We start from the raw sequence: 24,697 nt of genomic DNA, 5'->3' as shown, positions 1-24,697 counted from the left end.
AACCTAAATACCATAATTTTTTAAAAAAATCTAGGGTAAAAAAAATACCCTAAAAAAGATTTTCAAAAACTGTCAAAATTCGATTATCAAAAAAATAAAGGTAATCGAATGACTCTTGGTGAACAATACGATCAAATACTTACTGATATTAGAAAAGCACAAAGTTCACAGTCTTATCAAACTGGTGATAAACAACTCGCAAGGGGAACTCTTTTTAGGTTGTATGAAGAACGAGATAGATTACTTAACAAAATAAATACTTATGGCCGAAACTATACGGAGGGTCAAAACACTACACCATCTGGTGATACTTCACTTGCGAGTTTTTCATAATGAATATTTTTAGTAGAACAGTTGGTGTAACTGCAAACCTTCTTACAGGTGGAGCACTTTCAAAAGAGTATGAAAGAGCTTTTTATGAGGGTGCAAAATCTACGAGGCTAAATAGAGATTTCAATATTACGAATAATCATTTCGAGCTACAAGCAGGTACAGATAGAGATATGCTAAAGGCAAGAGCTAGATGGCTTTCTGCAAATAATCCTATTACTAAATCAATTGACAAATCTATAGTTAAAAATGTTGTTGGAAAAGGAATCTCTTTACAATCTAAAGTCAAAGAAGATGATTTAGCTAATGCATCAAAGTTTAACTCCGAACTTGAAAACTTATGGAATGAGTTCATCAAAAAGGATAACTTTGATGTAGCAGCAAGGTTAGGTTTATATCAGTCTCAAAAACTACTTTTAAAAACAAAAATGACTGATGGTGAGATGCTTATAAACAAGGTGTGGACCAAAGATAAGAAGTTTCCTCTTAAATTTCAGTTTATAGAGTCAGATCAGTTTGATACTAGACTTACTAAGAATAAAAACAATGATGTTTTTTCTGGTGTTGAAGTTGATGGATATGGTAAGCCAATTGCATATCACTTAAAAGAATCTATAAACTCTTTTTCTTCAAATAGATTTGATGCTCAAAATATAATTCATTTTTTCGATATTGAAAGAAGTAGTCAATATAGAGGTATATCAGATTATGCACAAGTTATTAACAACCTAAAAGATTTTGCAGCATACAACGATAGTGAAATAGTTAAAAATAGAATTCTTAGTTCTTTTGGTCTTTTTATAAAAACAAGTGATATTGCAAAAAGTATGTTTGGAGATAAAAAAGCAGCTGAAAAACAAAGTTCACCTGAACCAATTAAAGAGATAACAGCAGGGATGATTAAATATCTAAGACAAGGTGAAGAAGTGCAAACTGTTCAATCTACTCAGCAAGGCAACTCTTACAATGATTTTGTAACTACAACTATTAGGCTTATATCAGCAGGTAGAGATATTTCTTATGAACTAGCTTTTAGAGACTACTCAAAAGTTAATTTTGCAAGTGCTAGAGCTGGTCTTATCCAGGATAATAAAAGATTTGATGATGAGCAGCAAAGTATGGTTGCAAATGCATTAAATCCTATGTTTGAAGCTTTTGTTGATTCTCAAGTGTTAGTTGGGAATTTAAAAGCACCTAATGATTACTTCAAAAATAAACATAAATATATAAAACCAGTGTGGGTTATGCCTGAAAGAGAGTGGGTGGACCCATTAAAAGATATTAAAGCTACTGAAAAAGAGATTGAACTAGGAATCAATTCAAGAACAAGAGCTGCTGCATCAAAAGGTAGAAGCTATGAAGAAATAATTGATGAACAAATAGTAGAAGAAAAAATGCTTTTAGAAAAGAGAAAAAAAGCAAATCTACCTATTGAAAGTGAGGAAAAAAATGCCAAAAATTAACAAAAGACATAAAGTTGTTGACAAAGTTCAAGGTCAAAGCTTTGAGAGAAAATTGAATTTTGATAATTCATTAAAAATAGATGAAGAGAGTAGAACTGTTCCATTTATCATCATCTCATCTGACAATGATGGTGAAAGATATGATTGGTGGAAGGAAGAGATTTATATTGAAAGATTAGATGTTAATGGAGCAAACTATGAAAGACTTAAAACATTTTTCAAAGATCATAATGATTCAGTTGATTCCGCCATAGGTAGAGTTGTAAATATTAGAGTTGAAGATGGTCAGCTTAAAGCAGATGTAATCTTTGGAACTGATGAAGATAGTGAAAAGATTTTCAGAAAATATGTAGATGGGATTTTAACAGATTGCTCAGTTAGATATAAAATCAATACTGTAACTGTAGAAGAGAGAAAAGACGAACCAACTCTTGTCACAGTAACTGATTTTGAAATAAGAGAATTAAGTGCAGTGGGTATTGGTTTTGACAAAGGTGCCGTAGTAGGTAGAAATCAAAAAAGAGAGGAAAAGAATATGCCAGAAGAATTAAGAAAAGAGTTAGAAGCTTTAAGAACTTCAATTGATGCTTTAAGTGATGAGCAAAAGCAAAGAAAAAAAGAACTTGAAAAAATGGAAAAAGAAGAAAAAAGAGGTGCAGGTTCACAAAATGCTGATGAAACAAAAAAAGTTCTTGATGCTGAGAGAGCAAGAACATCTGAAATCAATCAACTTGTTACAGCTGGAATGATTGATCAAGAAAGAGCAAATGAGTTTATCTCAGATGGTACATCAGTTGATCAAGTAAGAAAAAGTGTAATTGAAGAAAATATTAGAAAATCAAGTGCTGCAAGAGTTGTAGTTGGTGGAGTACCAGGTGCTAATGAGATGAGAGGTGCAATCGTAGATTCTCTTGCATTAAGATGTGGTGTAAAAGTTGATAAGCCTCATGAAAATACAAATATGTTCAGAAATGCAACTTTACTAGATGTTGCAAGAGCTATTACACAGTATAACGGTTATGACAGAATGGAGTTAGCTCAAAGAGCTATGAGCTCATCTGACTTTACACTTTTGCTTGGAAATGTTGCAAACAGAGTTGTTGCTGACTCATTTGAACAACAAGAAGGAACATATCACTTATGGACTCAAAATGTTGATTTACCTGACTTTAGAACAAGAAATGAAGTTGGTTTTAAAAACTCAAATGGAAGACTTAGAAAGCTTGGTGAAAGAAGTGAAGCAAAAAATATTGAGTTTGGTGAAAATGGTGAATCATGGAAACTTGAATCGTACGGAGAGAAGTTTTTCTTAACTAGACAAATGATTATCAATGATGATTTAGGTGTGTTTACAAGTATTGTAAATGAGTTTGGAACTATGGCTAAAAGAACTGCAAATGGCTTAGTTTATGATTTACTTCAAGCTAAAAATGAGTTTGCAAAATACAAAATGGCTGATGGGAAAACTCTATTTAATGCAGAACATAAAAACTTATCATCATCTGGTGCTAAACTTGCAAGTGAACCTCTTACTGCTGCTAGAACTGCGATGAGAAGACAAAAAGATGGAACGGTTGCATTAAATATCAATCCAAAGTATCTAATTGTATCACCAGAAAATGAAACTATTGCAAAACAGATTCTTACTAGTGAAGCAGATATTAGTGCAAGTCAAAGTGGTGTAGCAAACCCACATAAAGGTGGATATGAACTTATCGTAGAGAGTGAACTAGATGCTAACCCTTGGTATTTAGCAGCAGCTAGAAAAACTATCAAAACTGGTACTTTACAAGGTACAAATGGAATGCCGGTGGTTAAAGAAAACAATTCAAGTTTAAGTGGTACAGAGTTTGAGTGTGTTTTTGACTTTGGATTATTTGCAGAGGACCACAAAGGTCTTTATAAAAACTTAGGAGCATAAAATGGCAAAACAAGCAATTGAAAAACAAGAAGGAAGAATCATAGATCATACACTAACTGCAGATGTAAATGTTGGTGATGTGATTGCATTTGATGGAATGGTTGGTGTTGCAGTAACTTCAGGACTTACAGGTGAAGTTGTTGCAGTTGAGTTAGAAAAAGTATGGACAATGAATGCAAAAACTGCAGATACTATCACAGTTGGAACAAAACTATACTGGGATGATACAAATGAAGAGCTAACAGTAACTGATACTTCAAATACGTATGCAGGTAAAGCAGTAAGTACTAAAGCAGGATCTACTGCAGGAATTGTTGATATTAAACTAAATGCCTAAAGGATAGTTTATGCCTTATGTAAAAATGAATGTTGATGGTAAAAGGGGTTCAAAAGCTTATAAAAAAGGTCAAATATTAGAAGTAAGTGCTTCTTTGTCTGACCTTTATATTTTAAATACAAAAGGTTCAAAATCTACAAAAGAAGAATTTGAAAAACAAAAAAAGCACTCATCTAAAATTGAAAAGATTTTTAATCTAACAGATGAAGAGATTTTAACTTTTGAATATGAAAACTTAAGAAGAAAAGAGCTTGAAGCATTTGCAGTAAGAGTTGGTATTGATGTTGTAGTTGCTGAAGAATCTGAAAATGTGAGTGTTTTAAAAGCTTTAATTGATACAAAAATTAAGGGTGAATAATGCCTTTGTTAGATGACTTTAAAAGCGACTTTGAAGTCTTCTATGATAATGAAGAGTTTGGAGTAAAAGCAATATATAAAGGCTTAGAAGTATCTCTTTTAAAACAAGAGGATTATGACTTTGAAACTTTCACGGGGGAAATTTATTCTGTGTTAGTTTCAGATATGCCAAACCCACAAGAAGAAGATGAAATAACCATTGATAGTGAAGTTTTTTATATCCAAAACTTTGAATATAAAGATGAACTAAAACTAGAATGGACAATAGGACTTGTAAAAAATGACTGAAACTGATGCAGAAAGACTAATAAGAGAATCAATCCCTTCATCAATAAAAGGTGAAGTAGTAGAAGTCATAAAACGAAATCCAATTTCAAGACTTGAATATGAAGCTTTGTTTGCAGTTATTTTTAAATATGACAAAACAAAAACTCTTGAGATGGTAAAAGCAACAAAAAACTTATCTATCAGCAATCCAGATTTTGAATTTTCTGGAAGTGATGTTGATGATAAATATAACTTAGAAAATACAGCAGTATTTATAAGTGCCAAATGTAAATAAAAGGAGATTACATGGCAAAACAAATTGAAGTAGAAGTTTTAAAGCCTTTAAAAATTCCAGGTAAAAAAACTATCCAACCAGGAACAGAAGGTATTTCTTTTCCAGAAGGGAAAGAACTAGAAGCATTAGTGACTGCAGAAGCAGTAAAAAAAGTAAATCAAGGAGATAAAAAATGATTACAAGTGGAGATAGATATATCGGTGGAGGAAAGTTTTATTTTACTCCAAAGGGTGGAACTGAATTTGAAATTGGTGAGATTCAAGAAGCAGCTATTTCTCATAGTGTGGAATTTGCAGATGCTTTCTCTAAAGACACAGTTATGAAAGCTCTTGTAGAAAAGGTTGCTAAGTCTATTTCTGCATCAGGTAAGTTTTCAACGCAAAAAGTGAATCTTAAAAATTTATCAATGTTTATGTTAGGAACTGAAACTTCTGAATCATTTACTGCTGGAGATACTTTACCTGATGGAACTGTTGCAACAGCAGATATTGTAATTCCAAAAATTGAAGCAGGAAATAAACCTATTGTTGAAGGTTCATTAAAATTTGTGGGAGATGAAGATGGTGCGAAGAAACCAGTTATTGTTATCCCTTCTGCAGTAATTACTCCAAATGGGGATTTACCAATGATTATTGAAGAGTTTGCAAAGTTAAATTTTGATTTTGCAATTTTAAAAACTAATGGAAAACTTTATGATGAATACATCATGGACGTAGCGTAAAGGTAAAGCATGATTAAAACAAAACATGATGTAACAATCGAAATTGATGGTGACTCTTTTAAAGTTACAGTAAGTGAAATTACAAAAGAAATCAAAAAACAGCTAGATGCAAATGCAAAAGATAGAGCAGCAGAGTTTGAAGAACTTGATAATAAAACATTTGAGTTAAAAGAACTAGAAGAAGAATACGCTTTAAACAAGCAGATTTTATCATCTAGTGAAATCTCAGATGTAGAACTATTAAAAGAACAAAAAGCTATGAATAAAAGAATCTCTTCATTAAAAAAAGATATTTCTGAACTTCAAAAAAATCTTATTTCAGTAGCAGATGCAATTGAAAAAAATCATGAAGAAGCATTTGACTTATGTGTAAAAGGTGAGAATGCAAGTTCTCTTAAAAAGAAGATTGATGAAATAGGTATTAGCTACTCACTTGTTTATAAGAGTTTAAGAGAGCTAGTATCAAAGGCTATTGAAAAAAAGTAGCAAATATTGTAGCAGTAATAAAGACATCAGGAAAAGATAATGGTGTCTTTCGCTACAGGCTAAAAGATGAATGGGAAGTGATGATTCATAATATCTTTCATCTAAGTAGAAAATCAAATGGATTTGGAATAGAAATAGAGTACTTGGTAGTTAAAGATTATTGTGAAAAATTTGAATTAGATTCTTTAGAAATATTTCAGTTATTAAAATCTATCAGCTCTAGGGTTAGCCAATAAGAACAAATAAGAATGGTATAGCTAAACCAACTAAACCACAGATAATAAAAGTAAATACAATATTTAATGGATTTTCAAAATAGTTCATAAAAATATTATAGCAAAAAGGCAAAAGTATGACAAGTAATAAAAATGATATTAGAATTAAATTTAAAATTGATTCAAATACAAATGAACTTGTATTGTTAAAAAATGAAGTAAAAGATATTGGAAGGTCATTTAATGATGCAGATACTTTTGCTAATACTTTTATGAAAAGAATAAATATTGCAGGACATATTTATGCAGGTTATCAAGCTTTTAAACAAACTCTTGGAGATATCTATTTAAATGGTATAAAAGTAAATAGAGAGTTTGAAAATATCAATAATTCATTATCAACTATGATAATGGTATCAAGTAAAAATATTGATAGTTTAGGTAATCAAATTGACATTACTGAAAAACAAGCTTTAGCAAATAAAGAAGCAACATCTGCAATGAATGAGCTTTTAAAGATAAATGCTAAAACTCCACACACTTTCAATCAAACTGTTCAGTTATATGATGCAATGTACCTTGGAATGAAAAAAGTAGGTGCAACAACAAATGACATGATTGAAATAACTGAAAAACTATCTATTGCAGTAGGTAATAAAGTAGGCTTTGATGCAATGCTTAGTGCAATGGATGGACTATCAACTGGTACAGTTGAAGTTTCATCAGATATGGGAAGATTTTTAAATGCAATTGGATTATCAAATGAAGAGATAAAAAATAGTATCAATGTAGTTGATCTATTTAAAGAAAAGTTATCAGGGTTTAAAGCAGTTGATAGTTTTGATACAAGGCTAAGTAATCTTAGAAATAGTTATGACTTACTAAGTAAAACAGTATCAGATGATTTATTTGAAAGACTTACTGATGATATTGTAAATGCATCTGATGTATTACAACAACTAAATCATTTTATTATTGAATTTAAAAACAATATTAATTCTGTAGATGAAGTATCAAGAATCAATGATATTAGTGTACTAGAAGAACAAGCAAAAAAAATCTCTAAAGAGTGGCAAAATGCAGAACAGATTATTGTAGGAGAATATGAAAATATATTTAGCCTTTTTTCGTCAAAAACTTTAGCAATTTCTGTAAAAGATGAAGCAGAAGAGAAGTTAATAGCTATAAATAAAAGAATAAAAGAGTTATATAAAGAACAAGAAGAGAATAAAAAAACATTATATGATTTTGATGATTCTGAGATACAAGAACTTGCAAGGAATACTTTATATCCATATGAAGCAGGATTAAGTAAAATTAATAATAAATGGATGAGCCACTATTTATTATTAGAAAAGAATGGCAAAAATACATCTACTCTTATAAGAGCATGGACCAAAGAGATTAAAGAATACGATGAAAAACTAGAAAAAAAACCTAAAAAAACAAAAGAAAGAGAATACACTACAAGCTTGTCAGACTGGCAAGTTTATTACCAGACTCTAGGTGACTATTCAAATGCATGGGCAATAAAAGAAAGTCAGATAAGAAATAGATATATCGATGCAACTGCAGAAGAGATAGAAAAGTTTTTAAAAATTGCAAAGCAAGATTATCTTTCTTCTTTAAGCAAAGATGCAAATGATACTTTAATAGATACAAATAACCAGTATATGAGCATAATTGATTCTCAACTTGCATTAAGTGAAACAGCTCTTGAATGGAATGCAAATCTTGAAGGTGTTGCATCTAACATTCAAAATATAGCTAAGTCAACTATTCAGTTAGGAAGAATAGAGAAGAAGAGTGAAAAAGAGAAACTAAAAGCTCAAAATGATTTTTATAAACTTACCAAAGATATTTCAAAAGATTCACAAGAATATAAAAATGCAGAAATAAGCCTTAGTAAAAAAATCACAGCAATAAATGAGTCATCAGTACAGTCTCAAATAGTAGGCTATGGTTCTCTTGCAGGTGCAATGAGCCAAATGTTTGAAGAAGGTTCAAGAGAAGCAGCTGCTTTTCAAATGGTAGAAAGTGGACTTGCAGTTGTAGCCGGAGTAAGAGCTATTTTATCTCAAGGTAGTGGAGACCCTTATACAGCATTTGCAAGAATGGCAGCAATGGCAGCAAGTGTTGCTTCACTTTTATCTTCTGCAAATATCGCATTTGGTGGTGGAGAAGACAAAGTAAGTACTAGTTATGACTCAGTATCTGCAATGGCAGCAAATACAGGAACAGGAAGTGTTCTTGGTGATTCAAGTGTTCAAAGTGAGAGCATAGCAAACTCTTTAACTCTATTAGAGGATTTAGCAAGACCAGAGTTTAGATTATTAAGTTCTATGGAAAAAAGCTTACAAAGTATTGATGATAAAATTGCAGGAGTAGCAGCAGGTGTTATTAGAGCAGGTGGATTTGCACTAGGTGGAGATTTTTCAGCTATTAAAAAATATGAAAAAGGAATGGTTGATAAATGGGAAGAATCACCTTTATTTAAATTACAAAACGACCCAACAATAGTTCATGGAATGTTAACAGGTGATTTTGTAGGTGGAAAAATATTAGAAACCATATCTAATAAGTTATTTGGGAAAGATGTTGGAAGTAGTATTGCAAGTGTACTATCAGGTTCTCATCTTACTTCAAAAATCATTGGTGGAATTTTTGGTGGCGGAACTAGTTATAAAACAAGCCTTTCTGATGCAGGGTTATATTTCTCTCCTCAATTACTTGAAGCAGCTATTGAAGATATAAATGGAAATGCATACCAAACAATCAGACACAAAAAGAAAAAGAAAGGTGGATGGTTTAAAAAAGATAAGACAAAAATTTGGTATACAACTCACTATAAAGCAATGAATGAAGAGACTGAAAAGCAGTTTCAGCTTATCTTATCAAACTACTATGATGCAATGGTAGCAGCAGGGCAAGCTCTTGAAGAATCTGAAGAGCAAACAGCTCAAAGTCTTAGTAAATTTACAGTTAATCTTGGAAAAATATCTTTAAGAGGTAAATCTGGAAGTCAAATTACTGAAACACTAACAGCAGTATTTGGAAAAGTTGGTGATAACTTAGCAACTTCAGTATTTCCTTTAATGGGAGAGTTCCAACAAGTTGGCGAGGGTATGTTTGAAACTCTAACAAGAGTTGCATCTGGGATGAAAGAAGCAGAGTACTACATCAATAGACTAGGATATGCTTTTGAAGATGTGGACTATAAAGATATTGAAAATAAACAAGGAAATGTATCTCTTGAAGTACTTTCTCAATCTATTATAAAACTAGATGAAAGTATATACGGCTTAGATAATGGTGTTGTTCAAATGGTAGAAACTTTTACAGGAAGTGCTGAAGAACTATTTGAAATGTACACTGGTTTTGAAGATATAAGATCAATGTTAGAACTTGTAGGAAAAGAGTCAAAATATTTAACAAGTGAAATGTTACTTGGAGCAGGTGGCACAGCAGAGTTAGCAGAGTCATTAGAAGACTTTTTTGTAAGTGTATTAAATGACCAACAACAATTAGATTTTCAAACTCAACAGATGAACAAAGAGTTTGAGAAACTTAATACAATTATGCCTACAAGTATAGAAGGGTTTAAACAATTAGTTGATTCAATAGATATTTCAACTGCAGAAGGGCAGGAACTTTTAGGAAGAATATTACTACTAAGTGATGATTTTGCAACACTTATTGATAGTAGTAAAGATATGTTCTACACGCAAATAGAAAATGCACTAGAACTAGATAGATTAAGTGCAGAACTTTTTACAACTGCAGTAGCTTCAGTAGAGAAAATGTCTACAAAGTTCACTCAAATAGAAGAAAATATTGAAAAGACTATTAATACTCTTTTATCAGGTTCAGACGGAGCAAATGCACAAGAACAGTTAATCAAAAACTTCTGGGAAAAAAGAGCTTCAATTGAAGAGTACTTATTAAAAGATGGTGATTTAACAGAAACTGAATCAGCAAAGCTTTCTTCTTTGGTTGGAGAATTAAACTCATTATCAACTCAAATCCAAACTGCTCAAACAGGAGATAATACTTCTATTACTAATACTTTAGTTGGGGAGCTTCAAAATTTACAAAATGAGATAAATATAGACAATGAGATTTTAAAAGTAAAAGTATTAGATACAAGTGGAAATGAAACTGATGTAGCAAATGTAGGTGTGATAACTCAACTTCAAAAATCTTTAGAGCAAATTGCAGCAGACCCTCTTAGTATTTCAAGTTTCAAAGATGGTGGAAATCTAGTATCAGCAAATGAGATTAACTTTAGAGGTTCTTTTGAAGCTCAAAGTGCTTTATCATTTCAAAATGAATTAGAAGAGTTAAGACAAAACTTATCGTATATAAATATTGAAGATGTTGATGTATCTACATTCTTCCAGGAACTAAAAGATATAGATCTAAATGCTTTTGAAAATATGATTGAGTTTTTTAATTCAGTAGGAGCAATAACTGATAATCAGATAAATATAAATGGTCAGTTAGTAAATCTTCCAAGTTATGATATTGGAAGTTCTTACATCCCACATGATCAAGTTGCCTTAATACACCAAGGCGAAATGGTTATTGATAGTGACTTTAGTAATAAACTTAGAAAATATGGAATTCCAATTCAATCATCAAATACTAAAGCACTGGAAGAAAAGTTAGACAACCTTACAATAGTAACTATTCAACAAGCAAATGAGATTAAAAAGCTTAGAAAAATTACTGAGGAAGGAGTTGCATAATGTTGATAGTTCCTCAAAGCCCAATTGATATTGTTGAAACAAATGTTCCAGAATACGAAACGAATATTGATATTTATATTCCTGAAAATAACAAGGTCTATAACAAAGATGAAGAAACACAATACGGTGACACTATTTATAAATGTATGAAAGATGGTACTACAGGTATTGAACCAGGAACAAATAGTTTGATTTGGTATCCCCAAAGTAAGACTAATAGACATAGAATCTTTGATGCAAAGATGAGTAGTGGAACTTCAAACCTTAATAGTATTCAATATAAATTCAATGTAGGAGATGTTGATACTGTTGCTTTTTTTGGACTAAACGCAAAATCAGTAAGAGTAATCATTAGAGATGCAAATGACAATATTTTGTATGAACAAACAAGAGAAACCATTATTAGATTTGTTACAAATTGGTATGACTGGACCTATACAAAAGCAAAAGAGAGAAAAGCAGCACATTTCAGAAATCTACCAATGGTATATAACGCAACTATGGAAGTAATAATTGATAATGCAGAAACAACAGCAACATGCACTCATATTGCATTTGGAACAAGTACTGATATAGGAATAACTCTTTTAAATCCTTCTCCTATAGTAAGTGTTAGAAATATAATTCCTAAAACTAAAAATGACAAAGGAGTGGTAATAACGGATAAGTCAATGACTTATAAAAGAGTTGTTGCAAATGTTTTAGTATCAAATGATTTGATTGATGAGATACAGGAGCAATTAGATTTATTAAACGCACAAGTCTGCTTGTTTATCGCAGATGAAAGAGAAGAAGGATATGCGTCATTATTAATTTTTGGATTGTATAAAGACTTTGATATTCCAATAGGTTATGAAAAATCAATTTATCAAATAGAAATAGAAGGAGTAGTGTGATGAGTGCTTCACAAATAAATGAAGTTATCCCAGAGATAGAAGAAAATAAAATACCTATCGAAGGACAACCAAGTAGTGTATTTAGAACAAATGCAGGTTATGTTTGGGGTAGATTGAGAATAATATGTTTATCTTTGAATTTATTTAAAAATCAAATAAATCAAGTAGCAGAAGAAGTAAATACAAGTGCAGTGCAAGTTGCACAAAATAAAAGTTATGTATCTGAGTCAAGAACTATAGTAGAAAACACTATGGCAACAATGCCTGATGGAAGTATCAATGATACTACAAAATCAAATACAACAACATATTCAAGTAATAAGATTGATGAGAAAATAAATAGTCTTCATACTGAACATGCGAATAATAAAACAAATCCTCACAATGTAACTGCTTCTCAAGTAGGAGCTTACACTAAGGAGGAAACTCTATCAAAAGATGAGATTGAAACTAAAATTTCTAATATAGTGACTTTTCCTATTGCTCATCCAATGCTTTCATATGAGGCTTATGATTTTACAGTTGTTGCTTTTGGTGGAGAATTTAATAGAGCTGATTATCCAAAACTTTGGACATGGGTAGAAGCCCATTCTGAGTTTTTATTATCAGAGGCTGACTGGCAAACTAAAAATACTACAGATGATATGTGTGCTTATTACTCTTCAGGAGATGGAGTTAATACTTTTAGAGTTCCAAATCTTGATGAAGCTTTCTTTAGAGCTTCAAATAGAGGTGTAGCTACATATCAAGCTGATGAGTTTAAGAGTCATACTCATAATGGGATGCAGATGTATGGAGCATATGGTAATCAAGGTTCTTCAAGATTTACTGGTGAGGCTCATACTCTTACTGGTGCAACAGGTGGAGAAGAAACAAGACCTAAAAATATTGCACTATTACCTTTAATAGTTGCAGCATAGGAGAATGAAATGAAATTATATTTTTATGATGGAAAAACAAAAGAATATTTAAAAGAACAAGAAGTAAATAAAGCTTTTGGAACTTCTCTTCCAAATACAACAGAAAAAGAACCATTAGCAGCAAAAGATGGTTTTGCAGTTTGTTTTGATGGAGAGCTAAACAAGTGGGAACAAATAGAAGACAATAGAAATAAAACTGTTTATGAAACTTCTATAAAACAAGAGTTAAAAGTAGATTATTTAGGAGCTATTAAAGCAGAGCATACTCTTTTAGTTCCTAAAGAGTTTGATAAATGGGATGATGCAACTAAGTCTTGGGTTAAAGATACTGAAGCAGTAGCAAAACATGTAGAAGTTCAAGCAAAAGAACAAAAGCTTAAAGATATTGAAATGATAACAGCAACGGTTGATACTGTTGAATATGATGCTCATTCAAGAGGTAGAGCAGATTTGACAGGTGTTATTGCTCTTGCAAATTATCAATTTATAAAAGCTCTTGTTGTAAGTAATCCAGAGTTTAAAACAGTATATGACTCTATATATAAACAAACAAAAAATTGGCTAGGAAAAGATAATAAATCTCATAGTGTACAAATTGAGTCAATAGCAGAAGCCGGTGTACAAGCATATGAAAAATACGCAGAAGTTATAGGAGCAAAATAATGAAAGTAACATTATATGCACATCCTGATTATTGGGATTTATCAGAAGAAAAGAAAAAAGAAGTTTGTAATGGTTGTGGTGCAAAAGGTGCTTGGTACAACTTCTTAATACCAGGTAAGATTTTTAAAGAACCTTGTGATATTCATGATTTTGATTATGAAAGAGGAGAGTCAGAAAAGGACAAAATTGAAGCTGATAGAAGATTTATTCAAAATATGAAAAGAATTGTTGCAGCTACAGATAATAAATTATTAAAAAAATACAGAAGAGTAAAAGCAAGAGCATTTTTTAAATCGGTAAAAGATTTTGGCGATGAAGCTTTTTGGGCAGACAAAGTGATTGATAAGAAAAATTCAAAAGGAAAGGAAATAGAAATATGAAAAAATTAGTTTTAGTTATGTTATCACTAGCAGCTCTAGTGTTCACAGGTTGTAGTGTAAAAACAGAGGTTGTTAAAGATGAAAAAGGACAAGTAGTCTTTAATCAAGATGGTACACCAGTTTTAAAAGAGTATATCAAAGGAGCAATCTCTGGAAAGATGTATGACAAAGAAGTTGTAAAAACACTAGGTGTAGCAGTATATAAAGTTGTAGAAAAAGGTGTAGTAACATTTGCAACAAAAGAACAGATTGAAGATAATCAACTTGATAAAGTAGCTGACGTTATCGAATATGTTTATAGTGTGGATACAAGCACGGGAAAGCTTGTAGAGTAAAGTTTGGAAAATATAAAAACAGATTGATTACTTTAATCTGTTCATGGTAAAAGAAGGAAGAAAAATGCCAGTAAAAGAGTCTGCAGCTATTAGTTTATTAACACCCAAAGCAATGTTAATGAATTTTTTATATTTACCGTTCTTGATGCTTCTTGAAGAACATGGAGAACAGTTATCAATACTTATTGTGTTTATGTTATTGGACTTTGTTACAGGCATGATGAAAAGTAGAAAACTATGTAAAAGAATTACAAGATATAAATTTGAAATTGGAGCATATATGAAGTTTATAACTTTGCTCCTTCCTTTTTTGTTTGCATTTACCGCAAAAGGAGTAGGTTATAAAGTTGATGATTTTATATCTTTTGTGATTGGTACATTTATTGTGATTGAGTTTTATTCAATCATTGGGAATGCATATACAATAAGAACAGGAAAAGAGCTTGAAGATAAAGACTTCTTATCCTTTGCACTATTGATGATAAGAAATAAAACAGAAGAAAATTTAAATAGAAAATTTAAGGATAAAGACAAATGAGTTATTTTGATGAAGCATTTAAAGAAGTACTTGCAGTAGAAAAAGGCTTTGTACATAGTAAATATGACAATGGTGGAAAAACAAAATTTGGAATTTCACAAAAGTCATATCCTGATTTGGATATTAAAAACCTTACATTAAATGAAGCAAAGCTTATTTATAAGAATGATTTTTGGGATTATGAGAAGTTGAAGCTTTCAAAGGTTGATGATAAAGACATTGCAATAGAACTATTTGATACAAGTGTAAACATGGGTCAATATAGAGCAGGTTTTATTCTTCAAACAGCATTGAATAATATGAATAGAAATGAGAGAGTATTTGAAGACTTAGAAGATGATGGTTGGATTGGAATTGAAACATTAAAAGCATTAAGAATAGTACTAAGAAGAGGTGAAAAAAAACAATTATTGAAAGTCTTAAATGGTGAACAGTACTATTGGTATAAGATAATTATTAAGCACAATCCAGAGCAAGAAATGAATTTTGTAGGATGGATGAAAAGAGTATCAATGTAGTATTTGAGGGGTACTCCTTAAAGGAGTGCCTTGAAAAGTCAAGGACAGAGAGCAAAACTTCGACCCCTCGCTCTCTGCGAAAAGAATATTATCTAAAAGATTTTAAATTAAATTTAAGAGGGAAAAATGAATAAAAAATTATCAGCACCATTTGGTTGGGTAGGTGGCAAATCAAAACTAGCAGATGAAATTGTACAAATGATACCACCACACAAGTTATATGTAGAGGTTTTTGGTGGGGCATTAAATATATTATATTCAAAAAACAAATCAAAATTAGAAGTTGTAAATGACATAAATAAAGAGCTTGTAAATTTACACAAATCTATAAGAAATAATCCTAAGACACTATCAATGTATTTAAACCAATTGTTAATTTCACGACAATTATTTGATGAGATAAAAAATAAAAAAATTAAGCCAAGAAACAATATAGAAGCTGCAGCTTTCTATTTATATATTTTGACCCAAAGTTTTGGATCAAAAGGAGATAACTTTGGAATGTCTGCAAAAGCAATGACAAATCCTTATAATATTTATAAATCATATATGAAGTGGAGTAATAGATTAAAGGGAGTAACTGTTGAAAATAAAAGCTTTGAAGATTTAATAGAACTTTATGATTCAAAAGATACCTTTTTTTATTGTGATCCTCCTTATGTTGAGACAGAAAGTTATTATAAAAATACAGGTGGATTTGATATTAAGGAACATAGACTTTTATCTGAGAAGTTGAAAAATATAGAAGGTAGATTTTTGATTAGTTACAATGATCATAAGGTGGTAAGAGAACTTTATAAAGATTTTAATATTTTACTATCAAAAGAAATTGATTATACACTTGGTAAAAATATGCATAAAAAACATAAAAAAGTGAGAGAAATATATATTACTAATTATAAGATAGAAAATAGTTTATTTAGTATAAGTTATTAGAGTATCAAAATACATTGATATGTAATTTACAAATTAGGCAATAAATATTAATTATTATTTGAGTAGTGTGTTAAATCTGTGTCATAGTGCCAGTATATTAAAAAACAATTTAATTGTTTTTTAATTAGAGGGTAGTTATCAAAAGTAGAATAAGAGGGGTTTTTGTTGATTTTTAAAATATTAGAAAAACATTATAGTATAAGAAATAATTAAAGTTTTTTAGGTTATAACTCCAAAACTATATTTTACTTGGGGAAACGGTTTATGTCATTAATTATAACAGATGATTGTATCGCATGTGATGCATGTAGAGAAGAATGTCCAAACTATGCGATTGAAGAGGGTGATCCAATATACGTTATTGATCCAGATAGATGTACTGAGTGTGTAGGTCACTTTGAAGAGCCAGCATGTATTGAAGTATGTCCAGTTGATTGTATCATTGTAGATCCAGATAATCAAGAAACAATGGAAGAGTTACAATTTAAATACGAGCAGATTCAAGAAGAAGAAGCGTAATGGCTAAAGTAACAACTATTATAGACATTGGGTCAAACTCAATGCGTATGGTTGTTTTAGAAAAGAGTAGTAGATTTTCTTTTAACTTAATTAACGAGACAAAAAGTCGTGTTAAAATCTCTGAAGGTTGCTATGAAAACAATGGTAATCTTCAAGAAGCTCCTATGCAAAGAGCATTTAACTCTTTGCAATCTTTTTTAAATATTTCTAAAGCACTAAAATCAAGAAAAATTATTTGCGTTGCTACATCAGCACTAAGAGATGCACCAAATTCAAAAATTTTTACTAATAGAGTAAAAAATGAATTAGGTTTAAATATCAGAATTATTGATGGGTCAAAAGAGGCTTATTATGGTGGTGTTGCTGCTTTAAATTTAATACATGGTCAAGAGTTTGTAACTGTGGACATAGGTGGAGGTTCTACTGAGTTTGCATTTATAAAAGATGGACAAATTGTTGACTGTATATCGCTTGATGTAGGAACAGTAAGATTAAATGAACTGTTCTTTAGTAAAGGTGATTTAGAAGGTGCTAGAAATTATATTTTAGAAAAACTTGAAGAAGTAAAAGGCTGTGGTCATTCTATTCCTAATACTGTAGTTGGTATTGGTGGAAGTATTAGGGCGCTTAGTAAAATCATAATGAAAAAGACTGAGTATCCTTTAGATATATTACATGGTTTTTCATATATTGTTGATTTAAACTCTTATATCTTTGATGATATTTTAAGAGCTAAAAATAATAACTCTTTGAAGCACATAGGTGTAAAAAAAGATAGATATGACACAATAAAAGAGGGTACTTTTATTTTCAAAACTATTTTAGAAGAGTTAAAAACTACAAGAGTGATCACTTCTGGTGTGGGTGTTAGAGAAGGTGTTTATTTAACAGATATTTTAAGAACTAACAATTGTAAGTTTCCAGCAAACTATAATGTGAGTGTGAGAAGTTTACTTGATAGATTTGAAATTTGTCCTAAGCAAAGTGCTTATTTAGGTAATAATGCTAGACAAATTTTTGAAGCCTTAAAGCCATTACATAATTTAGATGATAAGTATAAAACACTTTTAGTAATAGCATCTAAGCTTCACTCAATTGGTACAACACTTAACTTCTATAAATCAAATGATAATACTTTTGATTTTATTTTAAATGGTTTAAATTATGACTTCTTGCACTCTTCAAGAGTAACAGTTGCTCATGTGATTAAGTTTTCTAAAAAAAGCTTACCTAAAAAAGGTGATTTAGAAAAGTATTCAAAACTATTGCCTTGTTATGAAACTATGCAGTGGTTATCTTTTATGATAAGTCTTAACTTAACTATTAATCAAGATATGTCAAGTCCAAATGTTACTTATAAACTAAAAAATAGTAAGCTAAAACTATCACTTGAAAGACCTATTTATTTAGTAGAAAGTGAAGTTAAAAAGATTCAAACTCCTAAGGGTGTAAAAGTAAAAGTAGTTTCATGAAAATAGCTATTGTTAAACTATCTGCCATGGGTGATATTATTCATGCCATGGTTGCCTTACAATTTATTAAAAAAGCTAATCCTTCAATAAAGATTGATTGGTTTGTTGAAAAAGCATTTATAGGTGTATTAGAAGACAATCCTGATATTGATAATATTTATGCACTTGATTTAAAATCAATAAAAAAGAAAAAGACGAAACTTTTTTCACAAATTTTACTTATAAGAAAATATTCAAAAAATAGCTATGATTTAGTAATTGATGCACAAGGTTTAATTAAATCAGCAATAGTTTCAAAACTACTTGGAAAAAATAGAGTAGGGTTTAGTAAAACTTCTACAAGAGAGAGCCTAGCTTCCTCTTTATATAACAAAAAGATTGATTCTGATTACTCTAAAAATGTTATTGAAAGAAATTTAGATATTTTGTTAAAACCTTTAAATATAGAGTTTAATAAAGAATCTATCTTAGAAAAAAAGCCTTTTTTATACTTTAAAGATGGCTTTGATTTTAGTGATATATTAAGTAAAGAAAAAAAGAATATTTTACTTGTAGTTGGTGCTAGTTGGCCTTCAAAAATGTATTCTAAAGAGAAATTCGCTAAAATAGTAAATAGTATAGATGAAAATTTTATTATTGCTTGGGGAAATGAAGAAGAAAAAAGCATAGCTCAAACTATCGCAAAAACTTCAAAGGCTGTAGTTTTACCAAGATTAAGTTTAAATGACTTAAAAGCATTAGTATCAAAAGTTAATTTACTTATAGGAAATGATACTGGGCCTACTCATATGGCATGGGCTTTAAACATTCCATCTATAACATTGTTTGGCTGTACTCCAGGGTATAGAAACACTTATGAAACAGATATAAATAAAATTATTGAATCAAAGTCTAAAGTTAATCCTGAAAGATTAAATAAAGATGACTATTCAATAGCAAATATTGATGAAAATAGAATAATAGAAATAATGAAGGATTTATTGTTTGAAGGCAAGCGTTAAAGAATATTTAGTATATTACATATATATCTCTTTTAAATTTCTTTTTACTTTTCTTCCTAAAGCCTTTGTAAAACAAATTTTAATTTTATGTGCAAAACTGGCTTTTAGATTTAATAAAGAGCATAAGCATATTGCAAAAGTAAATTTAGATTTGGCTTTTGAAGATAAAAAATCAGATGATGAAAAAAATAAAATAATCTATGAATCATATAAATCACTTCTTTTTAATATGTTTGAATTTGTAGAAAATCAATCAATTTCAAAGGAAAAACTGTTTGCAAAAGCAGTAATAGAGAATGAAGAAGTTATTTTAAATGCTTTAGAAGAGAAAAGAAAAATCATTTTTATCACTGCTCATTATGGTGGATGGGAGTTAGCTATTCCCTATACTGCTTTAAAGTATGGAACTTTAGCAGTTGTAAATAGAAAAATGGATAATCCTTTAATAAACGATATGTATGTAAAAGCAAGAGATAGAAATAATATCGTAATGCTTGAAAAGAAAGTTGCAGCAAAGGGTATGTTAAAAGCTTTTAAACAAGGACATAATGTAGCAGTAGCAATTGATCAGCATATGAAAAATGGAATGGAAATAGAGTTCTTTGGAAAAAAAGTTTATGCTACTGATTCAACTGCAAGGTTAGCTGTAAAGTTTGATGCAGTGATAATCCCTATATTTGCAGTTATGAATGATTTTAGAGATTATACAATTAAAGTATATGATGCAATTGATCCTTTAAAAGTAGAGTTTGAAAGCGAAGATAAAATAAAAGAGCTTACACAATTGCAAGCTAATGTTATTGAAGAACAGATAAAAGAGACTCCTGCTCTATGGTTTTGGCAACATAAACGATGGAAAAAATTTTATAAGAATTTATATAAAAGAAACTAAATGAATAATAAACCTAAATATCACCTTTTTAAAAATACAAAATATGCCCTTGATGGATTTAAACATGCTTTTAAAACAGAAAGCTCTTTTAAATTAGAGCTCTTTTGTGCAATCTTTATTATCATAGGAATTTTACTAGTAGAGGTTTCATTAATCTATAAACTTGTTCTTTTAATAACTGGTATTTTAGTTTTAATTGTAGAGCTTATAAACTCTGCGATTGAAAATGTAGTTGACCTTGTAACAAAAGAGCATGCTCCTTTAGCTAAAACTGCAAAAGATATAGGTTCAACTGCTGTTATGTTTACAATTGGGCTTCATGTAACTTCATGGATAGTAATACTTATATGGGCATGAGTTCAAATATTGATAAAAAGCTTGAAGAACTTGTAAAAGAGTTATCTCAAAGTAATAATCAAGAAATCTTCTCTTTTACGTATGAAAACCAAAAATATTGGTTAAAAAGAGCAAGAGCCACAAAATCTAACTTAATACATAAACTTTTTTATAAATTAACTTCTATAGATATATTACTTCCTGTTGAAAGTAAAGGTACTAAAGAGAGTCTAAACTTTGAAACTACAAAAATAGAAAGACTAAAAGAAAAAGGTATTAAAACTCCTAATATAGCTTTTAAAAATGAAGAGTTTTTTGTTTTAGAAGACTCTGGAAAAATGGTTAACTCTTATATTAGAAAAAGAGATATTACAAAAGAAAAGATGTATTACTATATTGATTTGATGCTAAAAGAGTTAGCGTTGATTCACAATAATAACGAGTTTCACGGTGGAGCACAAGCAAGAAACTTTATTTATAAAGAAGGTAAGGTTACAGTAATAGATTTTGAAGATAGTTTTGATAAAAGTATTTCTTTAAATACATTACAGTTTAGAGATTTAATTTTATTTTTATTGTCTTTAACAAAAACTAGGTCTAATTTTGAGCTTGATTATGACTTTATTATTCATAAATACATAAAATTAGTGCCTCAGAATAAAGAGTTTAGAAAAAAACTTAAAAAGTTAGCAGATAAAATCTCTTTTCTTATAACTCTTAGTCAGAATAAATTTATTAAGAAAATCATAGGTAGAGATGGTGAAGGTTTCTTTAAACTTTTTACTATTTTACAAAATCTAAAAGGTTGATTTTATGAATCAAGTTATTATGTCAAAGACATTAAATATTTTTAGAAAACTAATTTTTGCACATATTCTATTTTTGATAGTTATGTCTGCTTTTAGAGCAGTTTTTTTCTTTTATTATTCACCTTTAAATAGTTTAGATGGTTTTTATTTAGATATTCTAAATGCTTTTATTTTAGGTTTTAGAATTGATTTAACTGTAATTGGATACATCCAAGCTATTCCAACTATATTATTGATAGTTTTATACTACATAAAAAAAGAAGTTTTATTAAACTATTTTGAGAAGTTTCTAGTTTATTATCTATTTATTTGCTTTTTTATAGTGAGTCTTCTTTTATGTGCTGATTTTGGTTTTTATTCATATTTTAAAGAACATATAAATATTTTGTTTTTTGGTCTTTTAGATGATGATACAAAAGCTTTAATGATAACATTTTGGCAAAATTATAATGTAGTATTGATTTTAGCTATTTTCTTTGCATATCTAGCATTTTTATTTTTTAGTATTAAAAAAATATTTGCAATAAAGAATAAAAACTATACCTCTTTTTTAGGTCTTAAGATATCTGCACTTATTTTTATAATTATTTTTATTCTAAACTTTTTAGCTGTTAGGGGAACGTTAGGAATGTATCCTTTAGGAAAAATGATTCCAAATGTATCAACTAATGAGTTTATAAATAAGATATCACATAATGGATTTAGAGCTTACACAAATGCTTTAAGTGCAAGGAAAAAATATTTAGCAAGAAAATATGATTTGCTTAAAGCAACAGGATACAAAGGAAATATCGAAAAAGCTTTTGAAGTTTATAAAGGGACAAGCGATATAAATAAAGAAGATTTATTAAAAAATATAACTTTTAAAACAAAAAAAGTTGATGATAAAGAGTACAATGTTGTAGTAATCATGGTAGAGAGTTTTGGTATGCCAATATTAAAATATCAAAGTGAAAAGTTTAATATCTTAGGTGAGTTGAAAAAGCATTTTGATGAAGATATTCTTCTTACAAATATGATTTCTGCAGGTGATGGTACAATTTCAAGTTTACAGGCATTATTGCTAAATATTCCACATAGACCAACATCTTTTGCCTTTTCTCAATCTATTTATAAGCAAACAAGTTTTACATATAGCCCAGCTTTCCTTTATAAAGGTCAAGGATATGAAACAAGCTTTATTTATGGTGGAGATTTAACTTGGAGAAGTTTAGGACAGTTTGTTAAACATCAAGGTTATGATAATGTTGAGGGTAAAATAAATATCTTTAATCATCTTGAAAATATTAATAAAGAAAAAGATCAATATTTTCATCCATGGGGGATATTCGATGAGTATTTATATTCACATATTCTAAAAAAATTAGAAAATAGTGATAAAAAACAGTTTATAGTAGCTCTTAGTACAAATAATCATCCTCCCTACAATATTCCAAATGATTACAAATCAAAGAGTTTAATCTATAATGATGAAATAAAAAATCATATTACAGGAGACTTTGAGTTAGCACAACAGAGATTTAAATCGTATGCTTATGCAGTAGATCAAGTTGGAGTTTTCCTTAATAAATTTAAAAAGAGTAAATTTAAAGATAATACAATAGTTGTAGTAACAGCTGATAATAATACAATAGACGGAATTATGAAATATGATGATAATCAATTACTAAACTCTAAAAACATACCTTTATATTTTTATTTACCAGAAGAATTAAAAACTAAAATAAATATTGATACAAAAGTTACAGGTTCTCACAAAGATATTTTTCCAACACTTTATAATTTGACTTTAAAAGATCAAGAATATATTTCAATTGGAGCTAATCTTTTTGATTCATCAGTTGCGCATTATGGATTTAATGGTTCAATGGTAGTTACAAACAAAGAAAAAATTGAGAAGTTGAAAAGCATAGAAGAACAAACAGATAGTAAGGTTTTAAATTATTATAAAGTAAATTTAGCTATAACTCAATACTTGATTAATTATTATCATAAAAAAGGAAAAGAATGACAAATATTTTAAGAGCACCTTCTCAAAATACTAAAGATAAAATTACTCTTTGGCTTAATCACCTTTTAGTTTTATATGCTTTTTTAATTCCTATACATAATGGAGCGAAGAGTTCTTTATTTTTTACAATGTTAGCACTTTTTATATATAGAAGAGACTACTGGTTTTATTTAAAAGAGGCTTTTTCAAATAGAATAGTTCAAGCTTTTTTAATATTTTATACTTTACATGCAATAGGAATGATATATACGGATAATATTGATTATGGTAAAGATCATATGGATAAAATTAAGTATCTTCTTTTTCCGTTGATTTTTTTATCTTTTTTAGATATTAGATTTGCTGCTAGAATATTGATTGCCTTTATTTTTGGAATGTTTATTTCTGAAGTTTTCTCATATTTAATTCATTATCAGGCATTGCCTTATGAACTCTCTATTGGTAAATATGAAATATGGGAAACAAAAGCTTATAGTCCTGCCCCTTTTATGGCACATAGTGATCATGGAGTAGGAATATCAATTGTTGTTGGATTATGCTTATATTATTTATTAAATTTTAAAGAAGAAAAATATAAAAGAGTACTTGCTTTTATAGTTTTATTAATTTCTTTATTAAATATGTCATTTATTGCAAGTAGAACAGGATATATGACTTTAGTTGTTGTAATTTTTATTACAATAGTAATTACTTATAGAGAGAATATAAAACTTCTATTATCTTCAATTATTTTAGTTTTAATTGTTGGTTTCTCTTTATATAATTTTTCTAATACTATAAATAAAAGAATAAATAAAGCAATTAATAATTTTGAAAAAGCTATTGAAAACAAAAAATATTATGAAAATGGTTCAACTGCACAAAGAATAGGTTTAACAATTTATGGTTATGAAGTATTTAAAGATAGCCCAATTTTTGGTGTAGGTACTGGAGACCATATGGATTTGCTTAGAGCAAAAATTCCAGATGAAGAGGAAATGTTAAAGGTAATTGCAAAACCCCATAATGTATATATCCAAATTTTAATGCAACATGGGCTATTAGGAGCTCTACTTTTTATATATTTAATTTATTCAATATTAAGTTACAAAGGTACTTCAGTTATTAAGAAAGATGTAATTATTATACTCACTGTAACTACCTTAGTTTTTATGTTAGGAGGATTACTTTATGGAACTTTTGAATTACCATTAATAGTAGTTTTAATTTCAGCAATGATTGCGAATAAAGAGCAAAATATTACTTTTAATAATTTTGATAAAAAAATATTTTTAAAATATAGTGCCTTTGTTATTTTATTTTTAATTATAGGTATAACAAGATAGGAAAAA

28 protein-coding genes are annotated in these 24,697 nt (G+C 29.3%); all 28 read left to right on the top strand.

From position 1 onward, the window contains the following. The first annotated feature begins 108 nt into the window (after positions 1-108). The 28 genes from CRV02_RS00960 to CRV02_RS00835 all read left to right on the top strand — a co-directional run bounded on the left by CRV02_RS00960 (position 109) and on the right by CRV02_RS00835 (position 24,691). Complete coding sequence (locus CRV02_RS00960) at positions 109-333, top strand: hypothetical protein (protein WP_129088769.1); 225 nt, start codon at positions 109-111, stop codon at positions 331-333. Further along, positions 333-1,793 carry a phage portal protein gene (locus CRV02_RS00955; protein ID WP_129088768.1) on the top strand — a complete coding sequence of 487 codons (1,461 nt, stop codon included), beginning with the start codon at positions 333-335 and terminating at the stop codon, positions 1,791-1,793. The genes CRV02_RS00960 and CRV02_RS00955 overlap by 1 nt, the downstream gene beginning before the upstream one ends. Then, positions 1,780-3,714, top strand: coding sequence for a Mu-like prophage major head subunit gpT family protein (locus CRV02_RS00950; RefSeq protein WP_129088767.1), 1,935 nt, complete (start codon positions 1,780-1,782; stop codon positions 3,712-3,714). Before CRV02_RS00955 ends, CRV02_RS00950 begins: the two co-directional genes overlap by 14 nt. Before the next feature lies 1 nt (position 3,715). Further along, positions 3,716-4,051, top strand: coding sequence for a DUF2190 family protein (locus tag CRV02_RS00945; protein ID WP_129088766.1), 336 nt, complete (start codon positions 3,716-3,718; stop codon positions 4,049-4,051). A 10-nt stretch (positions 4,052-4,061) separates the two neighbouring features. Continuing rightward, positions 4,062-4,409 carry a hypothetical protein gene (locus CRV02_RS00940; RefSeq protein ID WP_129088765.1) on the top strand — a complete coding sequence of 116 codons (348 nt, stop codon included), beginning with the start codon at positions 4,062-4,064 and terminating at the stop codon, positions 4,407-4,409. Beyond that, on the top strand, positions 4,409-4,696 hold the full coding sequence (locus CRV02_RS00935; RefSeq protein ID WP_129088764.1) for a hypothetical protein: 288 nt from the start codon (positions 4,409-4,411) through the stop codon (positions 4,694-4,696). Before CRV02_RS00940 ends, CRV02_RS00935 begins: the two co-directional genes overlap by 1 nt. Then, positions 4,689-4,970, top strand: coding sequence for a hypothetical protein (locus CRV02_RS00930; protein ID WP_129088763.1), 282 nt, complete (start codon positions 4,689-4,691; stop codon positions 4,968-4,970). The genes CRV02_RS00935 and CRV02_RS00930 overlap by 8 nt, the downstream gene beginning before the upstream one ends. An 11-nt stretch (positions 4,971-4,981) precedes the next feature. Next, the gene (locus tag CRV02_RS14790; protein ID WP_164968945.1) at positions 4,982-5,146 is read left to right on the top strand and encodes a hypothetical protein; all 165 of its coding nucleotides are present in this window, start codon (positions 4,982-4,984) and stop codon (positions 5,144-5,146) included. After that, entirely contained in the window at positions 5,143-5,691 is a 549-nt protein-coding gene (locus tag CRV02_RS00925) for a hypothetical protein (RefSeq protein WP_129088762.1), read from the top strand. Before CRV02_RS14790 ends, CRV02_RS00925 begins: the two co-directional genes overlap by 4 nt. Before the next feature lie 9 nt (positions 5,692-5,700). After that, positions 5,701-6,177 carry a hypothetical protein gene (locus tag CRV02_RS00920; protein WP_129088761.1) on the top strand — a complete coding sequence of 159 codons (477 nt, stop codon included), beginning with the start codon at positions 5,701-5,703 and terminating at the stop codon, positions 6,175-6,177. An 80-nt stretch (positions 6,178-6,257) separates the two neighbouring features. After that, on the top strand, positions 6,258-6,413 hold the full coding sequence (locus CRV02_RS14785) for a hypothetical protein (protein WP_164968944.1): 156 nt from the start codon (positions 6,258-6,260) through the stop codon (positions 6,411-6,413). 116 nt (positions 6,414-6,529) lie between these two features. After that, positions 6,530-11,140: a hypothetical protein gene (locus CRV02_RS00915; protein WP_129088760.1), complete on the top strand. Its 4,611-nt coding sequence runs from the start codon at positions 6,530-6,532 to the stop codon at positions 11,138-11,140. Further along, positions 11,140-12,036 carry a hypothetical protein gene (locus CRV02_RS00910; RefSeq protein WP_129088759.1) on the top strand — a complete coding sequence of 299 codons (897 nt, stop codon included), beginning with the start codon at positions 11,140-11,142 and terminating at the stop codon, positions 12,034-12,036. The genes CRV02_RS00915 and CRV02_RS00910 overlap by 1 nt, the downstream gene beginning before the upstream one ends. Further along, positions 12,036-12,956: a hypothetical protein gene (locus CRV02_RS00905; RefSeq protein ID WP_129088758.1), complete on the top strand. Its 921-nt coding sequence runs from the start codon at positions 12,036-12,038 to the stop codon at positions 12,954-12,956. The genes CRV02_RS00910 and CRV02_RS00905 overlap by 1 nt, the downstream gene beginning before the upstream one ends. Positions 12,957-12,965: 9 nt before the next feature. Next, on the top strand, positions 12,966-13,619 hold the full coding sequence (locus CRV02_RS00900) for a hypothetical protein (protein ID WP_129088757.1): 654 nt from the start codon (positions 12,966-12,968) through the stop codon (positions 13,617-13,619). Continuing rightward, positions 13,619-13,999: a hypothetical protein gene (locus CRV02_RS00895; protein WP_128983895.1), complete on the top strand. Its 381-nt coding sequence runs from the start codon at positions 13,619-13,621 to the stop codon at positions 13,997-13,999. Before CRV02_RS00900 ends, CRV02_RS00895 begins: the two co-directional genes overlap by 1 nt. Continuing rightward, positions 13,996-14,334: a hypothetical protein gene (locus CRV02_RS00890; RefSeq protein WP_129088756.1), complete on the top strand. Its 339-nt coding sequence runs from the start codon at positions 13,996-13,998 to the stop codon at positions 14,332-14,334. Before CRV02_RS00895 ends, CRV02_RS00890 begins: the two co-directional genes overlap by 4 nt. A gap of 64 nt (positions 14,335-14,398) precedes the next feature. After that, positions 14,399-14,872: a phage holin family protein gene (locus CRV02_RS00885; RefSeq protein WP_164968943.1), complete on the top strand. Its 474-nt coding sequence runs from the start codon at positions 14,399-14,401 to the stop codon at positions 14,870-14,872. Next, positions 14,869-15,390: a glycoside hydrolase family 108 protein gene (locus tag CRV02_RS00880; RefSeq protein WP_129088754.1), complete on the top strand. Its 522-nt coding sequence runs from the start codon at positions 14,869-14,871 to the stop codon at positions 15,388-15,390. The genes CRV02_RS00885 and CRV02_RS00880 overlap by 4 nt, the downstream gene beginning before the upstream one ends. A 126-nt stretch (positions 15,391-15,516) precedes the next feature. Further along, positions 15,517-16,326 carry a DNA adenine methylase gene (locus CRV02_RS00875; protein WP_129088753.1) on the top strand — a complete coding sequence of 270 codons (810 nt, stop codon included), beginning with the start codon at positions 15,517-15,519 and terminating at the stop codon, positions 16,324-16,326. Between the two features lie 264 nt (positions 16,327-16,590). Beyond that, entirely contained in the window at positions 16,591-16,845 is a 255-nt protein-coding gene (locus CRV02_RS00870) for a YfhL family 4Fe-4S dicluster ferredoxin (protein WP_129083754.1), read from the top strand. Then, on the top strand, positions 16,845-18,317 hold the full coding sequence (locus tag CRV02_RS00865; protein ID WP_129088752.1) for a Ppx/GppA phosphatase family protein: 1,473 nt from the start codon (positions 16,845-16,847) through the stop codon (positions 18,315-18,317). Before CRV02_RS00870 ends, CRV02_RS00865 begins: the two co-directional genes overlap by 1 nt. Further along, positions 18,314-19,318 carry a lipopolysaccharide heptosyltransferase I gene (waaC, locus tag CRV02_RS00860; RefSeq protein ID WP_129088751.1) on the top strand — a complete coding sequence of 335 codons (1,005 nt, stop codon included), beginning with the start codon at positions 18,314-18,316 and terminating at the stop codon, positions 19,316-19,318. Before CRV02_RS00865 ends, waaC begins: the two co-directional genes overlap by 4 nt. Next, positions 19,302-20,210: a lipid A biosynthesis lauroyl acyltransferase gene (locus tag CRV02_RS00855; protein ID WP_129088750.1), complete on the top strand. Its 909-nt coding sequence runs from the start codon at positions 19,302-19,304 to the stop codon at positions 20,208-20,210. The genes waaC and CRV02_RS00855 overlap by 17 nt, the downstream gene beginning before the upstream one ends. Continuing rightward, positions 20,211-20,567, top strand: coding sequence for a diacylglycerol kinase (locus CRV02_RS00850; protein WP_129088749.1), 357 nt, complete (start codon positions 20,211-20,213; stop codon positions 20,565-20,567). Then, positions 20,540-21,355, top strand: coding sequence for a hypothetical protein (locus tag CRV02_RS00845; RefSeq protein ID WP_258239199.1), 816 nt, complete (start codon positions 20,540-20,542; stop codon positions 21,353-21,355). The genes CRV02_RS00850 and CRV02_RS00845 overlap by 28 nt, the downstream gene beginning before the upstream one ends. Before the next feature lie 4 nt (positions 21,356-21,359). Next, positions 21,360-23,366 carry an LTA synthase family protein gene (locus tag CRV02_RS00840; RefSeq protein ID WP_129088748.1) on the top strand — a complete coding sequence of 669 codons (2,007 nt, stop codon included), beginning with the start codon at positions 21,360-21,362 and terminating at the stop codon, positions 23,364-23,366. Continuing rightward, complete coding sequence (locus CRV02_RS00835) at positions 23,363-24,691, top strand: O-antigen ligase (RefSeq protein ID WP_129088747.1); 1,329 nt, start codon at positions 23,363-23,365, stop codon at positions 24,689-24,691. The genes CRV02_RS00840 and CRV02_RS00835 overlap by 4 nt, the downstream gene beginning before the upstream one ends. Positions 24,692-24,697: the final 6 nt, after the last annotated feature.

The organism is Arcobacter sp. CECT 8989, from assembly GCF_004116715.1.
Classification (GTDB): Bacteria; Campylobacterota; Campylobacteria; order Campylobacterales; family Arcobacteraceae; genus Halarcobacter.
This window is presented reverse-complemented; position numbering and strand designations above follow the sequence as displayed.